This window comes from Allomesorhizobium aridi, assembly GCF_043769475.1.
In the GTDB taxonomy this organism is placed as follows: Bacteria; Pseudomonadota; Alphaproteobacteria; order Rhizobiales; family Rhizobiaceae; genus Allomesorhizobium.
In genome coordinates, this window is the sequence record NZ_CP171729.1 from 1,688,317 (window position 1) to 1,710,112 (window position 21,796).

General features: G+C 60.0%; 24 protein-coding genes and 3 pseudogenes. 12 read left to right on the forward strand and 15 right to left on the reverse strand.

What is annotated here, in order from left to right; translation table 11 throughout:
• The first annotated feature begins 37 nt into the window (after window positions 1-37).
• The gene (locus tag ACG873_RS10285; protein WP_394891622.1) at window positions 38-949 is read left to right on the forward strand and encodes an NAD(P)/FAD-dependent oxidoreductase; all 912 of its coding nucleotides are present in this window, start codon (window positions 38-40) and stop codon (window positions 947-949) included.
• Between the two features lie 337 nt (window positions 950-1,286).
• Here ACG873_RS10285 and ACG873_RS10290 read toward each other — a convergent pair whose 3' ends face one another.
• The 4 genes from ACG873_RS10290 to ACG873_RS10305 all read right to left on the reverse strand — a co-directional run bounded on the left by ACG873_RS10290 (window position 1,287) and on the right by ACG873_RS10305 (window position 4,671).
• Window positions 1,287-2,213, reverse strand: coding sequence for a manganese catalase family protein (locus ACG873_RS10290; protein ID WP_394891623.1), 927 nt, complete (start codon window positions 2,211-2,213; stop codon window positions 1,287-1,289).
• Window positions 2,214-2,711: 498 nt separating this feature from the next.
• Window positions 2,712-3,200, reverse strand: coding sequence for a YidB family protein (locus ACG873_RS10295; RefSeq protein ID WP_394891624.1), 489 nt, complete (start codon window positions 3,198-3,200; stop codon window positions 2,712-2,714).
• A 711-nt stretch (window positions 3,201-3,911) separates the two neighbouring features.
• A complete protein-coding gene (locus ACG873_RS10300; RefSeq protein ID WP_394891625.1) occupies window positions 3,912-4,193 on the reverse strand; it encodes a hypothetical protein in 282 nt (93 codons plus the stop codon).
• A 199-nt stretch (window positions 4,194-4,392) separates the two neighbouring features.
• Window positions 4,393-4,671 (reverse strand): hypothetical protein, encoded by a 279-nt coding sequence (locus tag ACG873_RS10305; protein ID WP_394891626.1) that lies wholly within the window; start codon window positions 4,669-4,671, stop codon window positions 4,393-4,395.
• Window positions 4,672-4,935: 264 nt separating this feature from the next.
• Here ACG873_RS10305 and ACG873_RS10310 point away from each other — a divergent pair, with 264 nt between their 5' ends.
• Complete coding sequence (locus ACG873_RS10310) at window positions 4,936-5,184, forward strand: hypothetical protein (RefSeq protein WP_394891627.1); 249 nt, start codon at window positions 4,936-4,938, stop codon at window positions 5,182-5,184.
• 75 nt (window positions 5,185-5,259) lie between these two features.
• Here the strand turns inward: ACG873_RS10310 and ACG873_RS10315 are convergent, their stop codons facing one another.
• Window positions 5,260-5,799 carry a response regulator gene (locus ACG873_RS10315; protein WP_394891628.1) on the reverse strand — a complete coding sequence of 180 codons (540 nt, stop codon included), beginning with the start codon at window positions 5,797-5,799 and terminating at the stop codon, window positions 5,260-5,262.
• On the opposite strand from ACG873_RS10315, the gene ACG873_RS10320 reads away from it, so the two are divergent.
• On the forward strand, window positions 5,786-6,052 hold the full coding sequence (locus ACG873_RS10320) for a hypothetical protein (protein ID WP_394891629.1): 267 nt from the start codon (window positions 5,786-5,788) through the stop codon (window positions 6,050-6,052). The genes ACG873_RS10315 and ACG873_RS10320 overlap by 14 nt on opposite strands.
• Window positions 6,053-6,133: 81 nt before the next feature.
• On the opposite strand, the gene ACG873_RS10325 is transcribed toward ACG873_RS10320, so the two are convergent.
• From ACG873_RS10325 to ACG873_RS10335, 3 genes are all read right to left on the reverse strand, one after another.
• Window positions 6,134-7,216 (reverse strand): sensor histidine kinase, encoded by a 1,083-nt coding sequence (locus tag ACG873_RS10325; protein WP_394891630.1) that lies wholly within the window; start codon window positions 7,214-7,216, stop codon window positions 6,134-6,136.
• Window positions 7,217-7,466: 250 nt separating this feature from the next.
• Window positions 7,467-7,694, reverse strand: a complete 228-nt coding sequence (locus ACG873_RS10330) for a hypothetical protein (protein WP_394891631.1) — start codon at window positions 7,692-7,694, stop codon at window positions 7,467-7,469.
• Window positions 7,691-7,918 (reverse strand): hypothetical protein, encoded by a 228-nt coding sequence (locus ACG873_RS10335; RefSeq protein ID WP_394891632.1) that lies wholly within the window; start codon window positions 7,916-7,918, stop codon window positions 7,691-7,693. Before ACG873_RS10335 ends, ACG873_RS10330 begins: the two co-directional genes overlap by 4 nt.
• Window positions 7,919-7,998: 80 nt before the next feature.
• Between ACG873_RS10335 and ACG873_RS10340 the strand changes: the two genes are divergently transcribed.
• The 3 genes from ACG873_RS10340 to ACG873_RS10350 all read left to right on the forward strand — a co-directional run bounded on the left by ACG873_RS10340 (window position 7,999) and on the right by ACG873_RS10350 (window position 8,952).
• Entirely contained in the window at window positions 7,999-8,397 is a 399-nt protein-coding gene (locus ACG873_RS10340; protein ID WP_394891633.1) for a DUF982 domain-containing protein, read from the forward strand.
• Window positions 8,398-8,471: 74 nt separating this feature from the next.
• On the forward strand, window positions 8,472-8,705 hold the full coding sequence (locus ACG873_RS10345) for a DUF6894 family protein (RefSeq protein WP_394891634.1): 234 nt from the start codon (window positions 8,472-8,474) through the stop codon (window positions 8,703-8,705).
• 40 nt (window positions 8,706-8,745) lie between these two features.
• Window positions 8,746-8,952: a hypothetical protein gene (locus ACG873_RS10350; protein ID WP_394891635.1), complete on the forward strand. Its 207-nt coding sequence runs from the start codon at window positions 8,746-8,748 to the stop codon at window positions 8,950-8,952.
• On the opposite strand, the gene ACG873_RS10355 is transcribed toward ACG873_RS10350, so the two are convergent.
• Window positions 8,953-9,162 carry a hypothetical protein gene (locus ACG873_RS10355; RefSeq protein WP_394891636.1) on the reverse strand — a complete coding sequence of 70 codons (210 nt, stop codon included), beginning with the start codon at window positions 9,160-9,162 and terminating at the stop codon, window positions 8,953-8,955.
• A 932-nt stretch (window positions 9,163-10,094) separates the two neighbouring features.
• Here ACG873_RS10355 and ACG873_RS10360 point away from each other — a divergent pair.
• Window positions 10,095-10,397, forward strand: a complete 303-nt coding sequence (locus ACG873_RS10360; protein ID WP_394891637.1) for a hypothetical protein — start codon at window positions 10,095-10,097, stop codon at window positions 10,395-10,397.
• A gap of 164 nt (window positions 10,398-10,561) precedes the next feature.
• Window positions 10,562-10,936 carry a PRC-barrel domain-containing protein gene (locus ACG873_RS10365; protein ID WP_394891638.1) on the forward strand — a complete coding sequence of 125 codons (375 nt, stop codon included), beginning with the start codon at window positions 10,562-10,564 and terminating at the stop codon, window positions 10,934-10,936.
• Between the two features lie 59 nt (window positions 10,937-10,995).
• Here the strand turns inward: ACG873_RS10365 and ACG873_RS10370 are convergent, their stop codons facing one another.
• From ACG873_RS10370 to ACG873_RS10380, 3 genes and pseudogenes are all read right to left on the reverse strand, one after another.
• Window positions 10,996-11,229 carry a DUF6894 family protein gene (locus tag ACG873_RS10370; protein WP_394891639.1) on the reverse strand — a complete coding sequence of 78 codons (234 nt, stop codon included), beginning with the start codon at window positions 11,227-11,229 and terminating at the stop codon, window positions 10,996-10,998.
• 333 nt (window positions 11,230-11,562) lie between these two features.
• Window positions 11,563-11,697, reverse strand: a complete 135-nt coding sequence (locus ACG873_RS10375) for a hypothetical protein (RefSeq protein ID WP_394893848.1) — start codon at window positions 11,695-11,697, stop codon at window positions 11,563-11,565.
• Between the two features lie 95 nt (window positions 11,698-11,792).
• Window positions 11,793-12,314, reverse strand: a pseudogene (locus tag ACG873_RS10380) (recombinase family protein); the annotation flags it as partial.
• A gap of 249 nt (window positions 12,315-12,563) precedes the next feature.
• Between ACG873_RS10380 and ACG873_RS10385 the strand changes: the two are divergent.
• From ACG873_RS10385 to ACG873_RS10395, 3 genes are all read left to right on the forward strand, one after another.
• The gene (locus ACG873_RS10385) at window positions 12,564-13,889 is read left to right on the forward strand and encodes a hypothetical protein (RefSeq protein ID WP_394891640.1); all 1,326 of its coding nucleotides are present in this window, start codon (window positions 12,564-12,566) and stop codon (window positions 13,887-13,889) included.
• Window positions 13,890-13,977: 88 nt separating this feature from the next.
• Entirely contained in the window at window positions 13,978-16,908 is a 2,931-nt protein-coding gene (locus ACG873_RS10390) for an AAA family ATPase (RefSeq protein ID WP_394891641.1), read from the forward strand.
• Window positions 16,909-17,342: 434 nt separating this feature from the next.
• The gene (locus tag ACG873_RS10395; RefSeq protein WP_394891642.1) at window positions 17,343-17,927 is read left to right on the forward strand and encodes a GNAT family N-acetyltransferase; all 585 of its coding nucleotides are present in this window, start codon (window positions 17,343-17,345) and stop codon (window positions 17,925-17,927) included.
• A 67-nt stretch (window positions 17,928-17,994) separates the two neighbouring features.
• On the opposite strand, the pseudogene ACG873_RS10400 reads toward ACG873_RS10395, so the two are convergent.
• Window positions 17,995-18,603 (reverse strand): annotated as a pseudogene (locus ACG873_RS10400) (DUF2161 domain-containing phosphodiesterase); the annotation flags it as partial.
• A gap of 165 nt (window positions 18,604-18,768) precedes the next feature.
• Window positions 18,769-19,393, reverse strand: a pseudogene (locus ACG873_RS10405) (hypothetical protein); the annotation flags it as partial.
• A gap of 516 nt (window positions 19,394-19,909) precedes the next feature.
• Between ACG873_RS10405 and ACG873_RS10410 the strand changes: the two are divergent.
• Window positions 19,910-20,887: a MurR/RpiR family transcriptional regulator gene (locus ACG873_RS10410; RefSeq protein ID WP_394891643.1), complete on the forward strand. Its 978-nt coding sequence runs from the start codon at window positions 19,910-19,912 to the stop codon at window positions 20,885-20,887.
• Between the two features lie 47 nt (window positions 20,888-20,934).
• Here ACG873_RS10410 and ACG873_RS10415 read toward each other — a convergent pair whose 3' ends face one another.
• Window positions 20,935-21,699, reverse strand: coding sequence for a MurR/RpiR family transcriptional regulator (locus ACG873_RS10415; RefSeq protein ID WP_394891644.1), 765 nt, complete (start codon window positions 21,697-21,699; stop codon window positions 20,935-20,937).
• Between the last annotated feature and the right edge of the window lie 97 nt (window positions 21,700-21,796).

Sequence of the window (21,796 nt, forward strand, 5' to 3'; positions counted from 1 at the left end):
TGGACTTTGCGCGCCCGGCCGGCTTGATGGACGTGATATGAACGATTCCCATCTGGATTGCCTGATCGTCGGCGGTGGACCTGCGGGTTTGGCGGCTGCGATTTATCTAGGCAGGTTTCGCCGCCGTGCGCTGTTGATTGATGCCGGCCGCAGCCGCGCGAAATGGATCAGTTCCATACGCAACTATCCGGGCTTTCCCGACCTCATTTCCGGACCGCAATTGCTCGGCGATATGCACATGCAGGCACAGCGTTTCGGCGTCTGCATCCAAACCGGGACGGTTTCGGCCATCGAACGATCGGAAGACGGCTTCGTGGTCTCAGCCAGCGACCGAATGTTCCGGGCGGCCACCGTACTGATCGCCTCCGGCGTCGCGGACAATCTGCCTGATGTGCCCGGCTTCAGCGAAGAAATGATCGTGCGCGACAAGGTCAGACTTTGCCCGGTTTGTGATGGGTTCGAATTCATCCATCGGACAATCGCGGTATGGGGTGAGGCCGAGCGTTCTGTGAAGGAGGCGCTGTTCCTGCGCGCCTACTCCAAGTCTATCACTGTGCTAGTGGCCTCGGGTCGTGTCGGCGCATCCGACCGGGCGCGTCTGGCAGGGGCCGGAATCGAAGTGGTAGAAAACCCTCTGGCGAGGCTGGAAGAGTTGGAGAGCGCAATCGCCGCGATCGATGCGGATGGGCGTGCGAGGCGCTACGACTGCATCTATCTGGCCATGGGTTCCCAGCCCAGGACTGGACTTGCCGTGCGGTTGGGGGCCGAAGTCAACAAGGCCGGCTGCCTGCTCGTGGATGCGCATCAACAGACGGCATCGCGCGGTCTGTATTCGGCCGGAGACATCGTCGACGAACTGAACCAGATTTCCGTCGCGGTCGGGCACGCCGCGATCGCCGCCACCGCCATCCACAACAGGATCGCAGAGCAACGGGGCCATCGTTTGTAGGACGCGGCGCCGACACTCGCCGGCCGCGCCATAGCTCCTCTAAGGTCCTCCCAAGCTTGCCGCGACCACGGCGTCGTGTTCCCCATGGGCTTTTGGCGCGGTCACCGAGGGTCGAAGCACGGGCCGTCTGGTGCTCCATCTGGGCCTCTGGCTACGTCTTTCCCATCCACCGGCATCCGACTGAGAATCCCGGCCAGACGCGCGGCGAACAGGCTCGTGCGGCCGTTGCTTCTGCGCCGTGACGCTCTTGCCAAATTTGCGTCAGGCCTCCTGTGTCATCCGGAACAATCGCCATCCGCACGGGTACCACCGCAAGGGTGTCGATTGTTCCTTCGCCTTATCGCGACGCCTTGTAGAGTTTGGTGGCGATTTCGAACATTTCTTCCGGCGCATAGTCAGGGGTGAACGCAGAAGGTTCGCCGACCAACTCCTGGATTTTTCCGCCGTCAGGCATCCCTTCTATCACCTCCAGCTCTCCAGGAGGATCATCAGGAAGTGCCATTTCACCGTTGCCCCAGAGACTGGCGATTTCCTCATAATCCTGTGGGCTGAATGTATAAAGCCGACGATGAGAGCCCTCTTCGAGGTATTTCTGGCATTCGGGAATATTGCCGAGTGGGATGTTCGGCGTGGGCAGCATCTTCTCGATCTCCACCCCTGTGAGTTGCTTTAAAGCGAGTGCATAGGCGTGCGCATGGACTGATCCCCTAACCAGCAGATATCCGCAGACTTCGCGACCTGTCGGGTCCGATACCGTTTGATAGACCCGCAGCTTATGCAGTCGCGCGCCGCATTCGAGATGGAAATTGTGAAGCAGGTCGAAAATGACGTTTCCCGTCGTGGTTACGAAATCCTTGTTCCAGCTGAGCCCATTGCTGTCGATGGGAACAGCGCCGCCACCATGCGACAGAAAACCAGCTGCCAGGCGGATATCCTTCATCGCTTCGAATGGGGCACCACTGATGTCGGTGGGGCCGGCCATGTCATCGCCGAGGGCGTCGGGCCCGTTGTTCAGCATAGCTACGCCATTGCTAACCAGCTCGACATGGCCGAGCTCCTCGGCCGTGATAGCCGCAACCAAGCTGTAAAAAGATCGAAGCTTGCTTTTCGAACGGAAATTGAAGCTCTGGAAGAGGTAGTTTCCGAGCGTCGACATCTCTCCATATTTGCCGCCGAGCAGTTCCTGCAGAGCGGCAGCGGCGTTGGTATCCTGTTGGGCGGGCGGGGGCAGTTCGATCTGCAGCTTGTCTACTCGCAAGAACATGTTGGCCTCCTATTTTGCAAACCGCGCAACAACGGCGAGCATCGAATGTTCCATTGCGTGAACCTGAAACCAATTGCGGCTCGGGATTGGTTGCGTGGTGCCGCGAGGGTCGGCGCATATCGGCCGGGAGATGTGGCCGTCAGCTCCGCTTGATGTAAGTGCGGCCGGCAGCGCTGGTACTGAGGAGCCTGCGAACGTCAGACGCCGCTGACGTTGGAAACCGGATCCTTAGCCGTCAGGTTTTTAGGCTTCCACGGGCTCCACGAAATGACGCACTCCTTGGAAAGAGCCGCCGCTCGGCCCCCGTGCGTTCGCGGCGGGTTTCTTTATGCCGCTCGCGGCTCTGTCGTCCGATCTGCGGCAACAGGTGCCACACGGAACAATCTAGGCGCGGTTGTCTTTATGTCGCCGACGAGGGTGCAATGCCGCGCTTTTACTTTAAGCCACGCGCACAAATCTCGGCGAGCACCAAGGGCGAGGGCGAACCGTATGGCGGAGTTATTGGGTTCTCGGCGGCACGGGATCGAGCAATATCGGCTCGGCAGGTTTGGCGTTCGCTGCCTCATCCGGAAGATGACCACTAGGAGTCATCTTGTCGACTGCATCCGGCAGGTCGTGAGCTATCCGTTCAAGTAACTCCTCTCTGGACAGTCCCGTCTGGAGCGACAGTTCGTTAATCGTTTCCGGATCGATCGCTGCCTCAACCTGCTGGCGGTCAACCGGCTGGTTTGGCCCTTGACGGATCCAAGAATCCGCTTGTTCGCCGCTGCCTGATTGCCTGAAACGATCGAGGACGTCTGCAAGGCCGCCGCCCGAACCAAGTGTGTCAGTGATTTGCTCGATGAGCCCACCACCATCGGCTTGCTGGGGATTTTCGCGATCCATGCCAGTGCGGTCGCTGCCCCGAAGCAGCTCTCCAATCTTGTCTCTGTTCTGGTACGCCAGAATGCCCAGCATCGCCAATGCGACTTTACCGAGATTAGCCATTCCTTCTCTCCCTGTTTCGGCAGAGAGGAAACGTTTGGATGAGCAAAGGTTCCCGCAGACGGGAGCGGGAATTAGATGATTTCTGGGGCTTCGGGAGCCCCAACCGCACCACCGAGCTCGGCGGAAAGCCCAAACGTTGCCGTTCTTTCCTTACAAGGGCGGCAAACTGACCGAGCGGTTTGGAGCCTGTTCCCAGCCCAACCGGCCAAAGGTAGCCATGGCCGAACCCTTGCTCTCGACTACACCCCCGCCACGGGCGCGAAGCAACCAGCGAAGCCGCCAAGCCGGGTCGCGGCAGGCGGATGGCGTGGGCCGAGTTTCGTAAGCCCGTCGCCGACGCGGCGAATGACGTTCGGCTAGGGAGCGGGCTGCTTGATGCCTAGCTCTTAGATGTCGGACGCCTTCTTGCAGCAGTCTTCCTGGCTACTGGCGTTCGCGGTCGCCATGTAGATCCCGACCGACGTTCGGCGTTGTAGACGACCCACGCGGCGAAGGTCAAAATAGCAAGGACGGCTAGCCGGATCATTGGTGCGCTTCCTTTTCGCTCAGCACAGGCGGACGCGCCTTGGTTCCGGCAGGCCGCGTCGAAGCCATGGATGTAAAGCGGGCCTTGCCTCCGGTGATCTTCCCGACCTACCGTGCCTAGACCCGGCGCGGCTATCCAGCAATCGCAGATTTTTTGCCTTCGCGTGTGCGCAAGCGCCAGGGCGCCTATCGATACCGATCATACCAGTGCCTGGAGCGTTCTTCGGATTGGCCGACAGCCAGGCCGATAAGAAAGCCGATTATCCCGCCCATGATAAGGGCGGAACTAACCACGCCGGGGTTCTGCCTGACGGGCGTGACAACAGCCTGTGCGCCGCGCGACCCAGCGGCGACCATATCGTCTCTGCGTTCCGCCAGCACCGCCCTCAGGTTTGCAAGTTCGCGCCGAAGTCCATCGGTTGCATCGTCTTGCTCATCGTCTGCATTGATGTCGGGATCTTTGGCCATCGGCGCCGCGCTCCTATCGTTGGCTTCTCAGCCGCAACGGGAAGACGGTCGCGTTGGTTCCTCCGGCCAGTATAGCGGCCCACCTGACCGTGGGCGGCGACCGTCATGGGCAGAGTCTTCGGAGAGCGGCCGGACTTAAAGCCGGACAATGATAATGAGTCCGCGGAGGCTGCGTGATGACCGGCGGCCATTTCCTTGTTCAGAGCGAGTTAGCGCGCCCAAAAGCGGAATGCTTTCGGCCGTTGACCCGGTCTGCCTCTGCCTCGGTTCTTGGTGTGTAGAACTCCATTGGGGCGCCGATGATTTGCGCTTGGTCCATGACCATCTCGGCGATGTCTTCCAGAGCGACATTTTCCCTTTCATGGCGCAGCCGTAGCGCCTCGGAAAGCGTCGAAACATTGACTATCCCCACCTCGAGATACTCGGCTCGGACCGTGGCGGCTACATCGTCGGCTAGTAGCTGTGAAATGGGTCGCATTGAACGCCCTCCAGGTGGCTTGTGCTTGCCGCAATAGTGCCCCCTCCCAGGCAGAAGCGCAACCATTTTCTGAAAATAAACTAATAGGATCAATAAGTTAGTAGTTGATGCTGTTTGGTGAAGCGCGGCCAAGTTGGTCTTTGGCGCACTAGCCGCCGTCCGCCGTCTTCGCATCAAGGGAGCGCAGCCTAGAAAACGCTGAAATTGCGTCTATATAGTCACTTACTCATTTGACGCGTTTAGCACATTGGGAGAGTTGATGTCATGGCGCTGTTGGAGCGAGGCGAACGCCTCCAGATCATGCTGAATTCTGACGAGCTGGAAGCCGTAGAAAATTGGCGGTTTGAGAAACGGATGCCGAGCCGCGCTGCTGCCGTGCGGGAACTGTTGCGCCGCGGGCTTTCTGCGGACGGCTTTTTAGCCGCAGAAAGTGGCAGCAAGTCACAAGATTTCGGAATTCTCGATACCCACGGAAACGGCGACGGCGGCGAGGGGTCGTCGCCTGGTGAGTAGCTGCGCGCGCGGCTACTAGCCTTGGCCATCGTCGGGCGTACCGGCACCGTCGGGATGCCATAACGCGCGGCGCTATCAGTTGAACAGTTCCAGGCCCGGCGGAATGGCTGCTGGCTTCTTCCCTTCCAGCAGGTTTTGAGCGACTTCTATAGCAGCGAGTACGGTGCTGGGCTCATAGGGCTTGCAGATATAGCCCAGCGCAAGGTGCTTGTGCTCTCTTGCTTCCGCCATTTCGCCGCTGACGAACAGACAGGGAATGTTCCAACGCCGGACCAAAACGGCAGCCAGTTCGGTACCTTTGCTTCCGTCTTCGAGGTTTATATTCAGGACTGCCAGCTCAGGCTTGTCAGCCGCGATTGTATCCAGCCCCTCCGCCACTGTTTTGGCAGGCCCCAGGATAGTGTGGCCCGCACTAGCCAACTCCTCCGCGAGCGCAAAGGCCAAAAGGGGCTCGTCTTTGACGACAAGGATTTTCATCCGCTCAAGGAACACCCCTGAAAAGATTGCGTTCCCTGAGGCGGTTAGGAGCGGGATGGGGTATTTCCCTACCGGATATTCGGAACGATAATAAGTATCGGGTCGGTCGGACACCCCTTCCGTGATGGGTGCCACCATCACCCCAGTACCTTTGGATGGCGGCTTTAGAGAAACCAACCTCGGCGGCAATCTCGCGAATGCTAATGTCGCACCCAATACGGGTCGTACGGAAAAACGCCCGCCGTCGAGGCAATTGCACCATCAATGTTGGATGAATGATGAGTCCCTGCCTGTATGGCCAGCAACGGGCTTGTTTTTAAGCAAGCTCGGCGAAATGCGTTTCAGCGTCGCTTGGGCCATCTATCACGTCGGTCGGGAAGCCGAGCTCTGACTGGCCCCGGCGCACGAACAACGCAGCGGCCCACACTCCGGGCAGCCAGCTAGCGGAGCGCCGAGCGGGCTCCATGAATGATTAGCCCGCGACCGCAGCCGATCGCTTGAAGATGATCGTCACCTTAGTTCCCTCACCGACGGTTGAGGTGACGTCGAACTGCGCCTTGGCATTTTCGGTCAGCGAGCGCGCGATGAGGGCTCCGAGTTTACCGGGTGTAGGCCATGTTACGCCTTCAGGCAGGCCAATACCGTCGTCAGCGACCACGACCCGGCAACCATTGCCGTCAACCATGCTCCGCAGCGTGATTGTCCCTCCCTCCCGACCTCTGAAGGCATGCTTCAGCGCGTTTGTGAGAAGCTCGTTCACAACCAGCCCAGTGGGCATGGCAACATTTACCGAGACCGGATAGGTATCGACCTTCATGTCGAGGCGGATGCCCTCCACCGCGTGAGAGCTCATGACGGCGGAGGCAATCTGGCTCAGATAGACGCCCAAATCGATCTCGCCCTTGTCATCCTCGCCAGACAGCGCTTGATACAGGATCGCGAGTGCATCAACGCGCCCCGCCAGCCGTTCGAAACGCTTCTTGTCTGGCTCGACCGCATTCCGACTTTCCATTCGGATGAGCGCAGTGATCATTTGCAGGTTGTTCTTGACCCTGTGCTGAAGCTCGCGGAGGAGCGTATCCTTCTCCCGGATTCGCTCCTCAATGGACAGTTTGTCCGCATCGCCATGGGCAGACACATCAACCAGGGCAACAAGTCGGAAGCAGAGCTTGCCGTCGTCGTCTTCAATGACATTCGAATAGACATCTACGATCGCTGAAACTGTGTCTTTGCGCTCGAGGCGGAACGTACCGACGAAGTCGGTGTCCGTGACAATCGCTTCATCGATCCGCCGATCGAAGGGCGCTTTCACCGCACTCCCCGAAAGCCCCTCCCAATTCTCCTGCTCAAGGCGAGCGGCGGAAAGTCCGGAAAGCTTCTCGAACTCTGGATTGGCGTAGACCACCGTCTCGCCATCCCTGAGATCCGATACCGCAATGGCGATAGGGACTTGGTCGAGGAACTTCTTGAACTGTTCGCTTTCGAGCGCAGTGGCAAGCTCTGGAGTGTCGAGCAAGTGTTCGACATGCTCTTGTCCGTCTTCGTCGGATATCATCCGTAACGTCCGGTCCTTTCGCCGTGTAGCAACAGCAGTACCAGTGCGGTTATACGCCCGCCATCTGATCAGGGCTACAACGTCCTGGCTGTGGATTTTCAGGAGTAGGAGGCATGATTGCTCGGCTTTGCAGCGAGTGAGATAGGAACGCACTAGCAGGCAATTTTCCCCGTTCGCCACGTTGCGGTGCGTACTCTACGAACGGTTGACGGAGGCCACTGCTAACCAGCATCACCGACCGTTGTTCTCATTATTTCGGGGTATTGAGCGGTCGGCCGTCCATGAGCTTCTCGATGCCCTTCTCCAGGGGGCCGACTTCCTCCTCAACCTCTTCAAGCTTGACCTGCGCCGACCTTGCGTCCTTGCGGAATGCCTCGGCTAAGTCAGGCGCCGACCTCTGTGGTTGGCCGAGGACACGTGCCTTGTAGATATGCTCCTTCGCCCACTGGCGAATGAAGTGCAGGCCCTTGAAGCTCATCCGGGTTTTCCTTTAGATGCCGCAACCGTGAGTTCGTCGGTGATCGCTTGCTTGATGTCGATCACGACCTCTTCCAGTTCCTCGAGCGGAACGCCGGCTTTCTTGGCGTCGGTCGCACATTTTTTTGCGAGGATCGGCGCCGACTTCTCTGGTGCCTTGAGGTGCCGGTCCGTCACTTTGGCTTCCAGCCAGCTGTCCATAAAGTCTTCGGCGCGTTTGCTCATCTCCAGATCTCCGAGCGATGTCCTTTGCTGTCCGCAGCGCACAACGCGGATCTTTGCAAAAGGATGCTGATAGGGCGTTCATGCTGGCGACGTTGGGGCGCGGCGGTAATCGGTGCTGGGTATTGGTTAGGCTTGAAGACCGGCCGTTCGACCGGGCGGTGAAGGTGCACGGCACGTGCGCCGGCCAGGCCCAACACATAGGCAGCGCCCGTCAGGCATCCGAATGGCTTTTCTATCAATGGCCGGCCGAGGAGGACACTGACAAGGGCGTGGCGGGGCGCGCATGGACCTGCTTTGAAGCTCTGCAAGGAAAATTCGACCCGGTAGCTGCCCGCAAGGCGTTCAGTGAGGCAGCCGAGGAAGCCGGCATCCTGATCGGCGACGCGCGCATTTCGCCGAAGAATCTGAAGCGCAGGCGAAGTTTTGTACGGAACCGACCATTATTCCGTCCGTTAGTCTCGAACCCGTTTGTGCCATGACGGGGTCAGATCGAGTCCGGGTGGGTTCCTTCCGTCCTGCCGGGCTCGGTTCTCACCGAAGCCGGGGGACGTGCATGAGGTACTTTTCCGACTTCCACAACAACGGCCATGTCTCGATAGACGGGTATGGGTCCGAGCTTCTTGGAATCGAAGACGCCAAGGACGAGGCCACAATGGCGCTGATCGAAATCATGCCCTATGCGCTCAGGTCAGGCGACAAAAGTGAGCTCGCCATCAGCGTCCGCGACGAATGCGGCAAGCCGGTGTTAAAAGTGGTCGTCGTCTTCGAAGTGATCGTGCCCCACTAGAAACCGGCACGTTCGGCCCATCTGTTAGAAGGAGAACAACGTGTCAAAAAAGCTTCCACTGGCGGTGGGAATAGCGAACGCGGTGTCGGACGCTCAAAGACGAAACTCGTCAATCGATGTCGACGCGAAAACCGACCAGTTGCTGAAGGACCATCCAGAAGCCGAGACAACTCGGTCGATGGTTGAAAAGACTTTGCGCGAGGAAAGCGCTGATGCCGGCGTGCAGCCAAGGAAGCGCAGGCGGTAGTCAACTCCGGCCGATTACCTCCCAGAACATCGAGCCAGTGCGGTTGAGCGCCCGCACCAGCCGAAGGGCTTGGCTATCATCTAGCGTATCTCCCCAACCGCCCTCTATGCAGAGAACCTCGAAATAGTGTTGCCCATACTTGGCCTTGGCGATTTCCAGCTCCAGCTCGATCTCAGCGTGAATTGCTTTGTCGAGGGGAACGACGTGCATCTGGTCAGCCCTTTCAGGAAGAGGGGAGTGCCGAAGCGCACACGACCGAGGCGCTTCGGCACTCTACCCGACCCAGAGGCTCACTCCCGCCCTCCGGGCGTACTAACCCCTTCAATCCGGCTTGGCGGGAATTGTTCCAAACCGTACAAACATCACCTCCTTGACTGCGCGAGGCATTTCTTCCTAATTCGTTCACATGCCTGCCCCAATCGCCACCCCATCTTCCGCTTGTCGGCCCTGAACCAGTCGCGGAGCCTGGTTCGCAGAGCGTGCAGCTACTGTAAGCGGAGGCACAACTATTATCCGGACAACCTCATCCAGATATTCGGGGACGTTGATGTCCATTCGCTCATGGGGCGGATGTGGTGCGAGACTGGCGGCCACGGCCCGGTCGACGGGAGGAGCTTTGTGCCTAGCGTCAGTGAAGCCGTCGGGCTTCGCATCCGCCGGCCGCGGCCGGTCTCAGTAATGTGGCTGATCGACGAGATGCGTCAGAACTTCGTCGCCAGAGGGACCACTGAAGCTCTCGAACTTCTGGCGGTCGAAATGGCTGCGGCCCGCCAGTTGGCGATTATGCTGGATCGTCCGCCCAAACGACGTCGGGGGCGCTGATTGCGCTGGCGACGCGCAGTCGATCCGGACCGCCGATCTTGCTCTTGTCGTCTGCCATCTCGCTCTCTCCTGACCGAGTCTGGGGAGCAGATCGCCGGAAGAACCAGACGGCACCGCCCGCGATCTGCCCGCTCTGTCTGTCCCCAACAACGGAGCTCACATCAACATCTTCTAATGTGATAGGTTCCAAGGTGTGAATCCGGCGATTGTTGCATGTCCGGCGAGCAGCCTGAAGAGACGGTTTTAAGTGGAACCTCCCTACATTTTCGCAGTTATCGCCGTGATGAATGGCCACAGAGGCCAAGCGATTAGGCACGGCCATGGACCGAGTTTTGTTGGGTTTCTCGGCGTTCATGCTCTCCTTTGCTCAGGCGGGAGCGCAGGAATGGCAGCAGTTCGGCATCGAAAAGTTTGGCTTTGTTTTCGACGTGCCGCCCGAGTTCGAGCTGTTGCATCGTTCAGAGGACGGCGATGGCGCGGCGTTCCAGTCCCCCGACGGAGCCCTCCTCGCCGTCTGGGGCACCAACGTCGCCGAAGGCGACTTCCTGCCTCAGGTCAAGAAACAGATCAGTCGGGACGAAAAGGAGGGCTGGAAATTCACCTATCGGCGGCCATGTTCCTGATTGACTACAGCAGGGAGCAAAAAGTTGCCTACGATCCGGTCGTCACCCGGATGGTTCGCTCGCTCAAGCCAGAAGATTGCTGACGGCTGCTGCATCAAGTTTTCGTTGGAACGTGGAGGGCACGGCCCCGTTTTGCTCCATAACAGACCGGGAAGGAGAAAATCATGACAAACCAGGATTCCGACATTCGTGAGACCCACGATCTTATCGCCAGCGACATGGTCGTCGGCACCAACGTCTATGACATCCAAGGAAATCACATCGGACAGGTCGAAAGGCTGATCCTTGAGAAGAGAGGCGGCAGGGTGTCCTATGCCGTTCTCAGCTTTGGTGGATTTCTTGGAATTGGCGACGACTACTATCCGCTGCCATGGCAAAAGCTCGACTATGACGAGAGCCTTGGAGGCTTCCGCATCGACCTCACGAAGGAGCAAGTCGAAGGCGCGCCGCGCTATGCCCGCGAGCAGGATTTCGACTGGGGTGCCGAGAGTGGCCGCCGCGTTTACGACTACTATGGCGTCCGGCCGTATTGGGTATAGCGCGAAATCGTATAGCTTTTCCCGGCCGGCACAAGCACATCGCATGAGAGCAATGAGAACTATTCGCCGGGATCGATAAAAGGCATTCTGAACAGCGTTGCTCCCGCGTTGTCCTTCACGAGCAGAACGGCTCCGAGGAGCGCTTCGCGGCCGGCTTGCGAATTTGACCGCATGATTTCCCCTGCCGCCACCATCGCCTGGGCAAGTGCGGCAGGCTCGTCCTCAAGGTCCATTCCCTCCGGATCGGGAATGACGCCTGCCTCGTGTTCGCAAAAGAAATAGTACCGTGGCATAGCCGCCTCCACATCGAGGACGAAAACACCAGGTTGGCCAAGCCGTTCCAAACATACTGGCGAGGGAGGGAACAACGGCCGACTGCCGCGCGCTCGGGTCCACGCGGCATCCGCTAGATGAAAAGGGGTGGTTGGGCGCTACCGGAAACCCCACTATGGTTGCGGCACTCGCACGAATGACCCGCGATGGCATCTCACAATGTGAAGGCACCGCCGCAGTCGAGTGGTCGAGATATTCCCGATTATAAAAGCGTGCTGGCGGCAATCCGGGCCAGCAGGTTCCTAACGTTCGAGACCTGCCATTGGCCGCCGCGTGCCGTTCGGACGCCACGGTTATTCAAGGCAATGGCCAATCCACGGAGGGCTGGACACGCCGGCTTTCTGAATTTCCTGCATGATCGGCAAAACGGTCGCTGCGAACCGGTCGGCTTCCTGGATCGAGACCGCGCGACCCTTGGCCGCCGCCATGGCACTATTGCTCGGGTTGCCCAGCTTCGTGCATAGGCTTTCCGCGAGGCGAGGGCGGACCTCGTCCGCTCCGAGATCATGCGCCGTTCCTTTTCGGCGAGGGCTGCGTAGAGATGAAGCATGAAGGGGTCTGCATCGGCGCCGAGTTCGGCCACGATGAATGGCACGCGCTGCGCCATCAGTCCGGCAATGAATGCGACGTCGCGAGAGAGTCGATCGAGCTTGGCAACCACTACCGGGCATTTCGCCTGGCGGGCTGCGGCGAGGGCGGCTGCAAGCTGAGGCCGACGATCGAGCGCATCGGCTCCCTTGCCGGTTTCAACCTCGGTGAACTCCTGAAGAAGGACTATGCCAGCTGCTTCGGCGAAGCGGGTGACAGCAGCGCGCTGTGCCTCGATGCCAAATCCCGAGCGACCCTGCCGCTGTGTCGAAACCCTAAAATAGGCAATCGCGCTGCTCATCTGGCTCATCCCGTGGGTGTGCAAACTGCAAACCACCGTTTGCAGTTTGCTCATGTGACGAAGATTAGCAACTAAGCTGTTGTTAATGCATCGCATTGCGCGAGAACCGCCCGGGAGAACAGTAACTAAATTCACCTTCCGCGCAGACGCACCCATGATTGATGAGTTCTGTCTATGCTGTCATTTGGTGTCGTTTGCGGATGATCTGGCGTGGCGTTGATGTCCAACCTTGCGCTGCAACTGCAGCCGCTGTTCGGATCGATAAGGATTTCTAGCGGATTCAATGTTCCGTGTTAAACTGAGATCCGGAATCTATCCGGATCGGGGGCGGCTCGTATGTGGCAGGGACTCAGTCGGCTTCGCTTTCAAATTGCAGTGTCCGTCCCGCCGCTCCTGGTGGCCCTGATGTCGCCGGTATTCGCCGCCGATCCATTTGCCTCGAACAACGGCCTCTATCCCGATCAGAGCCAGTGGCAGGGCCGGTACCGGAGCCTGAACTACGACTATCCGGAAACCGCCGAAAACAAGTGGTTCGCGGTCGCGCCGCGCGCTCCGCTCACGATCGACAATGCCGACGAATACGTGGCCGCGCTTAAGGCCTTCGTCGAGCCGTCGATGAGGGGAATGATCGACGAGACAGACACCTGGGACCCGGCGGCGAACGGGTGGTACGGCATGATTTGGCAAGGTGACGGCACCAAGGGGCCGAATGGCGTCACCGATCCCGAGAGCGGACAGGAGTCCATTCTCGGCGCATTCTCTGGTCAGGTGATCACGAAGGAGACATTCGTCGATCCCAACAATTCCTATCCCCCGCTGACTGTAGATATGCAGAACCACACCGTCATCTACTATGACTCGCTGTCTGCCACGATGCTGAACAAGCTGTGGGCCAATCCGTTCAATCCCGACCGGAGGGCCGTCTCCTTTCCGGAGGGTGGCATGGTCGTGAAGGCGGCCGCCGTGACCCCGACACCCGAACAGTGGCCAGTGCTCGAGGGTGCGGCAATCTGGAATGTATACCGTCCGACGGTCGAGGCGCTCGAGGGCCCCGACTACAATCCTTATACCAACGCCAAGCCTGAGGTCGTTCCGCTCAGGGTGCTGCAGTTCGACATCATCGTGAAGGACAACATAGCCTCGCCGCAAACCGGCTGGGTCTTCGTCACGTATGTCTACAAACTGAACGCGCCCGGCCAGACGACATGGGACAAGCTGGTGCCGCTCGGCGCTATGTGGGGCAACGACCCTGCCTTCGCTCGCGAGCCCAACGGCATGGATCCGAACGGCGGCCCCCTACAGGAGACCTGGATCAACGATGAAGCGCCGGCGTTTGCGAAATCGTCACTCGGCTGGGGCGGACGACTGTCGGGACCGATTGATGTGGCGGAACGCCACGATGTGCTTTTGACCGACGGCACTCGCGTCCCGGTGCTGCATGCGTCCTCCTGCCTGAGCTGCCACGGGACAGCCCAATTCCCATTTGTGGCCAATCTCTATCCGTCGCCGAACCGCACATTCCCGCGCGAGGGCACGCTGTTTCCGATGTATCCGCCAGGATCGGAGATGTGGTCGCGCTGGTTCCAGAACAGACCCGGCTCGCTGGCCCAGAACGACAACAAGGGATCGGTCGCGCTCGACTACGATATGCTCATCATGTTCGCGCTGAGCGCCTTTGATGCAGCGGCTGGCAACGACATCTACGTCCAAGATCATGTCGACGTCCATTAGAGGGCCGCTCGACCGGCTTGACCAGTTTATTGCCGGCCCTCCGACGCAGGACCAGAGCGCTCCGTCCCAAAATCGCCAGCTGACGGTGATGTTCGCTGACCTCGTGGGATCGACCACACTGCTCGAGGAGCAGGGACCAGAAGCATTCAGCGATCTCCTGCGCGTCTATCACAGCCTGTGCACGGAGGCGACGCGCGCGCAAGGCGGCACCGTCGCCAACTATCTGGGCGACGGTGTAATCAGCTATTTCGGATATCCCCGAGGAACGGAAGACGATCCTCTCCGTGCCGTAGAGGCCGCATGGGCCATCGTTCAGAATCTCAAACAGATGAGCAGCAAGTCTGGAGGTTGCGCGCTTGCCGCGCGGATCGGCATTGCTACCGGTCGCGTCATAATCCACCAGAAGCCAGGTGATCACTACGGCGAGAACGTTGTTGGCGCCTGCCTGAACAAGGCGGCGCGGCTGCAGGCGCTCGCTTTGGAGAACTCCGCGAACGTCTGCGCTGCTACGCGGAAGCTGGTCGGAAAAGCCTTTGAATTCGAAGATCTTGGGCAGCAATCGCTGAAGGGCTTCGAGCGGCAGGAAGCCGTCTACCGCATAAAGCCGCGGCGGCGCAAAGGGCTCAGCCGCTTCGAAGCGCTGCGTGGCGAGCGGCGCACGCCACTGGTTGGGCGCGCCGAAGAGCTAACGATGCTGCGCAAAATGATGGCGCAGGCGTCGGACGGGAGCGGTGGCGCCGCCGTTCTGGTTGGCGAGCCCGGCATTGGCAAGTCGCGGCTCATCGATGCCTTACGGCAAAACGAGGCGCAGGAGAGCGTCCGGTATCTGTCGCTGCAATGTTCGCCCACACACCAGTTCTCCTCGCTGCACCCGGTGAAGGACTACCTCGACTGGATCTCTGGCGTAAATGCCGACGATCCGCCGGAAGCCCGTCGCGACAAACTTCGCAGATTGTTCCAGTCGGCCTGGCAGGCCGACGAGGAACAGACCGCGATACTGATGGACGTGGTGGCGTCCAGCGGCCCGGCGCAGGAAGCCAAGGCAGACATCGGCATCCTGCTCAAGCGTCGCATGGCGTTCCAGATCCTGTCGCGAAAAGTGTTCAGCACGGCGATGCCTGGCCGCCCGCTTTTCCTGGTCTTTGAGGATGTGCACTGGATAGATCCCACATCGGCCGAGTTCCTGGAAAACCTGGTCAGGAACGCACCCGATCATGCGGCCGTCGTGCTAGCAACCACCCGCCCGGAGGGACCATTCGCCGACCGGTTGAACGCGCTTGGCGAAATCGTGCGGCTGGACCGCCTGAGTGACGCCGAAGCGGTCGAACTGGCCAGGGCGGCTGGCCGAACCTCCGGGCTGGACGGCAAGACGCTACAGGCCATTGTCGAGAAATCAGACGGGGTTCCGCTCTTCCTCGAGGAATACGCGCTGATGCTCGCAGAAAGCTTCGGCACGCGCCAGGCAACAGGAGCTGCGGAACAAAGAAACATTCCGCTGACGTTAGGCGGACTTGTGCAGAATAAGCTGGATCGACTCAATCCGCACGCTCAGAAGGTGGCACGGATCGGGGCAGCCGTAGGGCGCGTCTTCGACACTCAGCTGGTCATGAAACTGTCGGATCTCGGCAAGGATGCTTTCGACAAGGCGCTCGACGCCCTGGAGACAGCAGACATCGCGCATCGCGACGCGGGCATCGGCAGCCGTGGCGCCGGCAGCTTCAAGCACGCACTGGTTCGGGATGCCGTCTATGCGTCGCTGAGCACCGCCGAGCGGAGACGTCTGCACGGGACCGTGGCCGACGCCATGCTCTCGGAGGAAGACGGCCGGAGGATGGCGGCCGAGGTGCTGGCGAAGCATCTGCTGGAGGCCGGCCGAAACGGCGAATCCGCCGAGTGGCGCCTTGCGGCGGCAATGGCGGCGGCCGGCGAGGGCAGTGCCGCCGAAGCGCTCGCGCATATCACTCAGGGCCTTGCTGCGATCGAATCGCTGCCCGATGCGCCTGAGCGCGACCGGCTCGAGCTTCGGTTGCGCGCCATCGAGGGCCCGACACTGATGGTGACCCGCGGCCCGGGCAGCCCGGCTTTTGGGGCCGCCCAGGCGCGTGCGCTGACGCTGTTGCGCGGCCAGGACAACCCAGACAACCTGGTTCCCGTCATCTACAATGCCGCGCTGCACGCGTGGGCTTGCGGGAGGCTCGCCGACGCCGATGCAACGACCGACGAGATATTCGACATCCTGGAGGCGGAACCGTCGGACGGCGCCTTCCTCGCCGCACATACCATGCGCGGACTGGTGGCTTGGCATCGCGGCGACAATGCCGCGGCATTCGCGCATTTGAGCGCCACAGTGGATCGCTACGATCCGGAGCTCCATCGCGACTTCTACACGCGATTCCTGAAGGAGTTCGGCGTCTTCGGCAGTTTCTATCTCGGATTGACCCATACTGTGATGGGCGAAACGGAAGCGGGCGCGCGCTTTGCCCGGTCCGCCCTCGAAATCGCGAAGCTGGTCAAGCGTCCGCATGCCTATGGGTTCGGTTTGCTCGCGAATTTCGTTACCGCGATATTGCGGGGCGATGTGCCAACTGCTGCGCGCTACAGCGAGGAAGGTCTTGAATTTGCCGGACGTCAGGGCTTTCCCGAAATGGCCGCCATGTCGCTCGTCTGCCAGGGATGGGTAAAAGTCCGGCGCGGCGAGACCGAAGCCGGAATCAGGCAGATGGAGGAGGGGGCGGGGCTCTGGGCGATGACCGGCTTCGAGAACTGGCAGGCATTTTTCGCGACGCTGCTGTCGGACGCCTATGTCGCAGTCGGGCGGCTCGACGACGCGGGCGTTCTCCTGGACCGGCATGACGAAAGGGTAGCGCGTTTCGACGAAGCACAATTCGAGCCACCCTTGGCGCGTTCCAGAGCCATGCTGCTCTCCGCCAGAGGAGATACGGAAGGCGCAGCGCGGAACCTTCGGTTCGCTGAGGAGTGCGCAAGGCGGCACAAGGCAGCAATTTGGGTCGGCGGTTAATCTCGCACGCGCGATCGCCATCGCGCAGCACCGCACGAAGAAAGTGCGCTCCCAGCTGCATTTCGAGACTACGTCAGGAAGCGGCTGAGCAAGGACAAGTGGCATCCAACGGTTGCCCAGCAATATTTCGAGAACGGAGCATCAGGCACTACGAGAAGAACTTGTCATCGTCTTGCTCGCCTTTGAACCCACATGGTGCGGCGTTGACTCGCGCTGCGCGACACCGGCGAAACGCTGAGTTTCGCTCGTGAACATGTGGCGATGACTGATGAAGACCCGCCGCGTTCCACTTCGCCAGCGCCGAGTTGTATAGCGCCCGGCGGCGCTTGCAGCCCGTCAGCGGCACTGCGATCGAGCGGAAGCTTCGACAGATTGAAAAATCGCACTACCTAAGGCGTGTGACCTCGTCGGACTGTCTGCGTCAGGAGGATTGCGTGAAGTCAGAGACAGTAAGAGTTGCGTCCCCCGCCGATGAAAATCCCGTGGTCGATACGGTCGTGCTGGCGTTTACGGCGGACCCTATGGCGCGATGGACTTGGCCTAATTCGCACCAGTTCCTTGCGGCCTTGCCACGGATGGTTCGTGCGCTCGGAGGCGCGGCATTCTCTTGCGGAAGTGCCTTTTTTACCAAGGACTACTCCGGTGCGGCGCTGTGGCTGCCGCCTGGGGTGCATCCTGACGACAAAGAGCTTGATGCTCTCCTCCAGAGCACCGTTGCGCCCTCTCTGGCCGGCGAAACCGCGGCTGTATTTGAGCAGATGGCCACCTACCATCCGACCGAACCGCATTGGTTCCTGCCCCTGATCGGTGTCGACCCGGCGCACCAAGGCGAAGGTCACGGCGAAGCCTTGATGGCGTACGCACTCGCACGGTGCGATCACGATCACGCGCCTGCTTATCTGGAATCCTCGAATCCGCGCAACATTCCGTTTTACCGCCGACACGGCTTCGAACCGCTCGGCGCCATTCATGTCGGTTCCTCGCCGACAGTCGTCCCGATGCTGCGAGGACCGCGTTGAGTCGTGGAAGGTCCGGGGAAGCGTATCTATCCGGGGGCGCTCGATCGTTATTCGCACGGCATCGCAGCAGATCGTAAACACCGCGATCGATGCGAACAAACCAGTCATAGACGTTGTGCAGCAGGATTTTGGGCGCGTTTGGCATGCCGGGCTTCAAATCACGCGGCCTCTTTGGACCATGCGTCAGGGCGGCGGCGCATGCCAGAGCTTCCTGGCGATAGGCCGTCATGATCGGCGCACGCGAACCTCCTCCGGCGACGGGATCGCCCTGCCGGCGACGATGTTCGTCTATCAATTTTGAACGGCGTCGCGGATCCCGGCGCGGCGCCAATGCCGTCGGGCATAGGGGAACATGCACCTGACCGTTGGCGGACACGCCGAGGAGGCTGAATCCGAGGCGGCGACAGAGATTGCGGAACCTTACATCGGTTTCGCGGCCCTTGCCGCGTACCGACATGCAGGCCGCCAGCCAGACCTCGTCGCTGGCGGCCATCCGGTCGACATCTTGCAGGATCAGTTCGAGATTGAACTGCAGTTTCAGTTCGCAGATGACCACGATTGGCGGGCAGTCGGCGCTCAGCGCCAGCAGATCGCAGCCGCCGATCTCGCCCTTGACCGCAAAGCCTAAGCCTTCGAGGAAGCCTTTGACCGGGCTGTAGAGTGAGGTTTCGAGCATGGGTCTCTGCGTTGTGGCGAATCAATCTTTGCCAAGTTGACCATGTTCGGCATTCGGCGCCAGACGGCGGCGGCTGAAGCGGCGTTCGCGCGAAGATGCGAGCGGCTGCTCTGACCGATCGCTGGATCGTGCGCATTCCCGCTATTCATCCCGACGAGGCGCCAGTCATATTCCCAGGCTGAGCTGCCGTTCATGCTCTACGGCGTCGTCGCCTAGCGATGACATTGTCACCTCGAGCAGGCGAAAGCCTTTGGTCACGGGAAAGATCGGCTCGAGCAGCGCGTCAACAAGATGCTCGATTTCGGCTTGCGCGGTAATCGGCGTTGCGACGCTTCGACTTCGGGAGATCTGCTGGAAATCGGCGTATTTGATCTTCAGCGTGACGGTGCGGCCTGCCGAAAGGGGACGGACTGCTCCCTCAGGTCGAATCGGGTTTCGATGCCGAGACGGTTCATCTTCGCTGTTGTTGCCGGATCAACGCCATGACATTTCCTGAGAGGGAGTGTCTCGACATACGTCGGGCCCACTTTCGGTGTAGTGACGAACAGACCATCCGGCTTGTTCTGGTCGGACGCTATTTGGGCTAGGAACTTGTTGTAGGAGACGCCGGCGGACGCGGTCAGGCTGGTTTCGGCCTTGATCTTTGCACGGTCGCTTCGGCGATCTCGGTGGCGGAGGCAATGCCCTGCAAGTTCTCGGTGACATCCAAGTAGGCTTCATCCAGCGACAAAGGCTCGACCAACGGCGTGTGCTTGGCGAAAACCGAGCCAGGCACACGCGCGCAAGGCCGACAGCCGACTGCTCCCGCGCCGGCGCCAGCTCATCTCGGCGCCGACGCCGCAATTGATCGTCAGCCCGCGCCTTCCGCCGGGCCCATACTCGGTCGAAATTCCGGTCGACCAGCAATTTTTGACGGTCGGCCCGATCACAACGGCTCGACTTTCTATCAGCGTCAGCGGTTTTGCGGCGCGGTGCGAGGCGAAGGCCAAGTCGAAGTGAGGTTGGATGACGGCTGGAAAGCCGTCGCAATGGGTATGGCCGCGCAATTGTCGGCAAACCAGAGCACGGTCGTTTCCAACCCACTCGTTGCTACTTTCGGCTGCTGACGAACTTCGTTTCTGAGCGCAGCACGACGGCGTGTCGATGGTGCTGTTGGCTAGCCACGCAGCGCCGTGAGATTGACGCGCTCCCTACACAAATTGGGCTTATTTAATCGCCTATGTGAAACCAATAGAATCTTTTAAAAATTCGCGAAGCAGTGAACTTTTTGCGGCAGTTTGGTTGTGGAGTGGTTCGTGGCCGGTTTATGGAGGGAAGTGAAGGTGCCAAAGAAAAACCCGCCCCGCTCCATGAAATTGCAAACCAGGCATCACCGCGTAAGGTTGTGCCCGGCGTGTCTGCGAGTTGCGCCGTGACGAGCGGAAATGCAGCCAAACGGATTGCTTCCGACAGGTTGGAAAGCAGCGAATACGGTCACGATCCGGACCACGTTGGCCAGATCTTAAAGAAACTCGCGGCGGAACTCGAACTCTTGCCCGGCCAGCTTCGAGCGGCCGCCCGGTTTGTGCTTGCAAATCCTAAGGATGTTGCACTCAAGACGATGCGTGAGCAGGCAGGGCTGGCGGGTGTGTCGCATTCAACCATGGTACGCTTTGCGGAATGGCTGGGATTTGACGGTTACACGGAACTGAAGGCGGTATTCGCCGACTGGCTGCGCCAGAATGCCGACAATGGGTCTGAGCAGGTCAGCTTCTCATCCGAACCAATATCCGCCGATGTCGAAAACGCAGCTGATTGGCTTCGCTGGGAGGTCGCTCGTCTGGGCGCGCAACCCAATATCGAGCGCAATCTTCTCGCCGCAGACCTGCTGGCCGGGGCAAGACGAGTCATATCTGTCGGAACTGGACCACAACTGGCTGTCGCCAACCACTTTGCAGAGGTCCTCCGTTCCCTAGGGCACACTGCAATTGTGTTTGACGCAGCACAGCAGTCAGCTACCCACGGATTGAAAGATATCGGCCCCAGAGATGCTATTTTGGCAATAAGCATGGAGCCGTTCACCAAACAAACGCTCGCAGTCGCACGTTATGCGCGGCGCCGAGGGGCCCAAATAGTCGCTATTGTGGACGGCCCGCAATCGCCGATCGAGCAATATGCGCAAGCGATCATCGTCACGGGGCAATCGGAGAGCCGATTCCAGAGCATGGCACCGATTATCGCGTCAGTAGAAATTCTTGCCGCCCTGGTCGAGCAATCGGTTATCTCATCGGAAGCAAAGGAATAGGGCGTGGCGCGGCTCCCTGCCAATCGAGCCATCAGGCGGATGGCACTTCAGACCCGAGCGGCAATCATCTCCACGGCAGCGATGGCTGGCACCATGCTCGGAAAAGTCAAGGGAACGGGAGTTTGAACCAGCACAGTCTCGTCCGCAATCCGCGCCAGCGCGGATTTCTCGCAATAGGTCACGGCAATCACTTTGGCGCCGCGGCTGGATGCGAGGGTCGCCAACCGTACTGTCCGACAATCCCCGGAATTCAGTCCTACAGCAAGCAACGCCGATCCCGGTCCGGCTTCACGCAACTGAGTTAAAGCCCGCGCATTACCTGCATCGATCGACTGGGCGTTCATCTCCCGTGCCACCAGCGTCTGGGCCAAGTGGTCGGCCACGACTTTCTCAAGACAGGAGCCAACGCACCAGATTTCGCTTGCGCGCTGCAAGAGGGCGGCCGCGGCTGATTGCTGCGCCGCGCTTCTCTGGTCGCCCAACTGCGAAAGGCTCGCCGCCACGTGGTTAGCCATCAATCTCGCATGGTGCCCCGGTAGTTGGAATGGCGAATCGGGCGCCCCAGTCTCCCGGAGATCGCGCAGAGAGTTGGCATGGATCGCTCGCAATGCTTCGTAACCCTCGAGCCCGAGCCATTCAGCCAGTCGCATCATCGTGGAGTGAGAAACACCCGCCCTGCGCGCCTGGTTGCGCATGGACAGCAACGCGACGTCACGAGGATGCTCCAGCACATAAGAAGCTGCGACTTTCAGTTGGGGCGGCAATCTATCGAATTGTATCAGCAGCAGATCAGAAATAGCGGTCACGTCCATGACCTAACACCTCTCTGCCCCCGCGCGACCGTATGGATTGGCGCGCAGGACATCAACGACAGATTGCAATAGAAGATGTGTCCCTGCGGATCGAGAT

Excerpts from the sequence above, each read along its gene's own strand:
- ACG873_RS10390 (WP_394891641.1), top strand. The coding sequence starts at position 13,978 with ATGTTCGCTGACCTCGTGGGATCGACCACACTGCTCGAGGAGCAGGGA.
- ACG873_RS10355 (WP_394891636.1), bottom strand. The coding sequence starts at position 9,162 with ATGCACGTCGTTCCCCTCGACAAAGCAATTCACGCTGAGATCGAGCTG.
- ACG873_RS10315 (WP_394891628.1), bottom strand. The coding sequence starts at position 5,799 with ATGGTGGCACCCATCACGGAAGGGGTGTCCGACCGACCCGATACTTAT.
- ACG873_RS10305 (WP_394891626.1), bottom strand. The coding sequence starts at position 4,671 with ATGCGACCCATTTCACAGCTACTAGCCGACGATGTAGCCGCCACGGTC.
- ACG873_RS10410 (WP_394891643.1), top strand. The coding sequence starts at position 19,910 with ATGGAGGGAAGTGAAGGTGCCAAAGAAAAACCCGCCCCGCTCCATGAA.
- ACG873_RS10300 (WP_394891625.1), bottom strand. The coding sequence starts at position 4,193 with ATGGCCAAAGATCCCGACATCAATGCAGACGATGAGCAAGACGATGCA.
- ACG873_RS10360 (WP_394891637.1), top strand. The coding sequence starts at position 10,095 with ATGGACCGAGTTTTGTTGGGTTTCTCGGCGTTCATGCTCTCCTTTGCT.
- ACG873_RS10370 (WP_394891639.1), bottom strand. The coding sequence starts at position 11,229 with ATGCCACGGTACTATTTCTTTTGCGAACACGAGGCAGGCGTCATTCCC.
- ACG873_RS10345 (WP_394891634.1), top strand. The coding sequence starts at position 8,472 with ATGAGGTACTTTTCCGACTTCCACAACAACGGCCATGTCTCGATAGAC.
- ACG873_RS10325 (WP_394891630.1), bottom strand. The coding sequence starts at position 7,216 with ATGATATCCGACGAAGACGGACAAGAGCATGTCGAACACTTGCTCGAC.
- ACG873_RS10320 (WP_394891629.1), top strand. The coding sequence starts at position 5,786 with ATGGGTGCCACCATCACCCCAGTACCTTTGGATGGCGGCTTTAGAGAA.
- ACG873_RS10385 (WP_394891640.1), top strand. The coding sequence starts at position 12,564 with ATGTCGCCGGTATTCGCCGCCGATCCATTTGCCTCGAACAACGGCCTC.
- ACG873_RS10340 (WP_394891633.1), top strand. The coding sequence starts at position 7,999 with ATGCTGGCGACGTTGGGGCGCGGCGGTAATCGGTGCTGGGTATTGGTT.
- ACG873_RS10295 (WP_394891624.1), bottom strand. The coding sequence starts at position 3,200 with ATGGCTAATCTCGGTAAAGTCGCATTGGCGATGCTGGGCATTCTGGCG.
- ACG873_RS10365 (WP_394891638.1), top strand. The coding sequence starts at position 10,562 with ATGACAAACCAGGATTCCGACATTCGTGAGACCCACGATCTTATCGCC.
- ACG873_RS10330 (WP_394891631.1), bottom strand. The coding sequence starts at position 7,694 with ATGAGCTTCAAGGGCCTGCACTTCATTCGCCAGTGGGCGAAGGAGCAT.
- ACG873_RS10375 (WP_394893848.1), bottom strand. The coding sequence starts at position 11,697 with ATGGCGGCGGCCAAGGGTCGCGCGGTCTCGATCCAGGAAGCCGACCGG.
- ACG873_RS10310 (WP_394891627.1), top strand. The coding sequence starts at position 4,936 with ATGGCGCTGTTGGAGCGAGGCGAACGCCTCCAGATCATGCTGAATTCT.
- ACG873_RS10290 (WP_394891623.1), bottom strand. The coding sequence starts at position 2,213 with ATGTTCTTGCGAGTAGACAAGCTGCAGATCGAACTGCCCCCGCCCGCC.
- ACG873_RS10335 (WP_394891632.1), bottom strand. The coding sequence starts at position 7,918 with ATGAGCAAACGCGCCGAAGACTTTATGGACAGCTGGCTGGAAGCCAAA.
- ACG873_RS10415 (WP_394891644.1), bottom strand. The coding sequence starts at position 21,699 with ATGGACGTGACCGCTATTTCTGATCTGCTGCTGATACAATTCGATAGA.
- ACG873_RS10285 (WP_394891622.1), top strand. The coding sequence starts at position 38 with ATGAACGATTCCCATCTGGATTGCCTGATCGTCGGCGGTGGACCTGCG.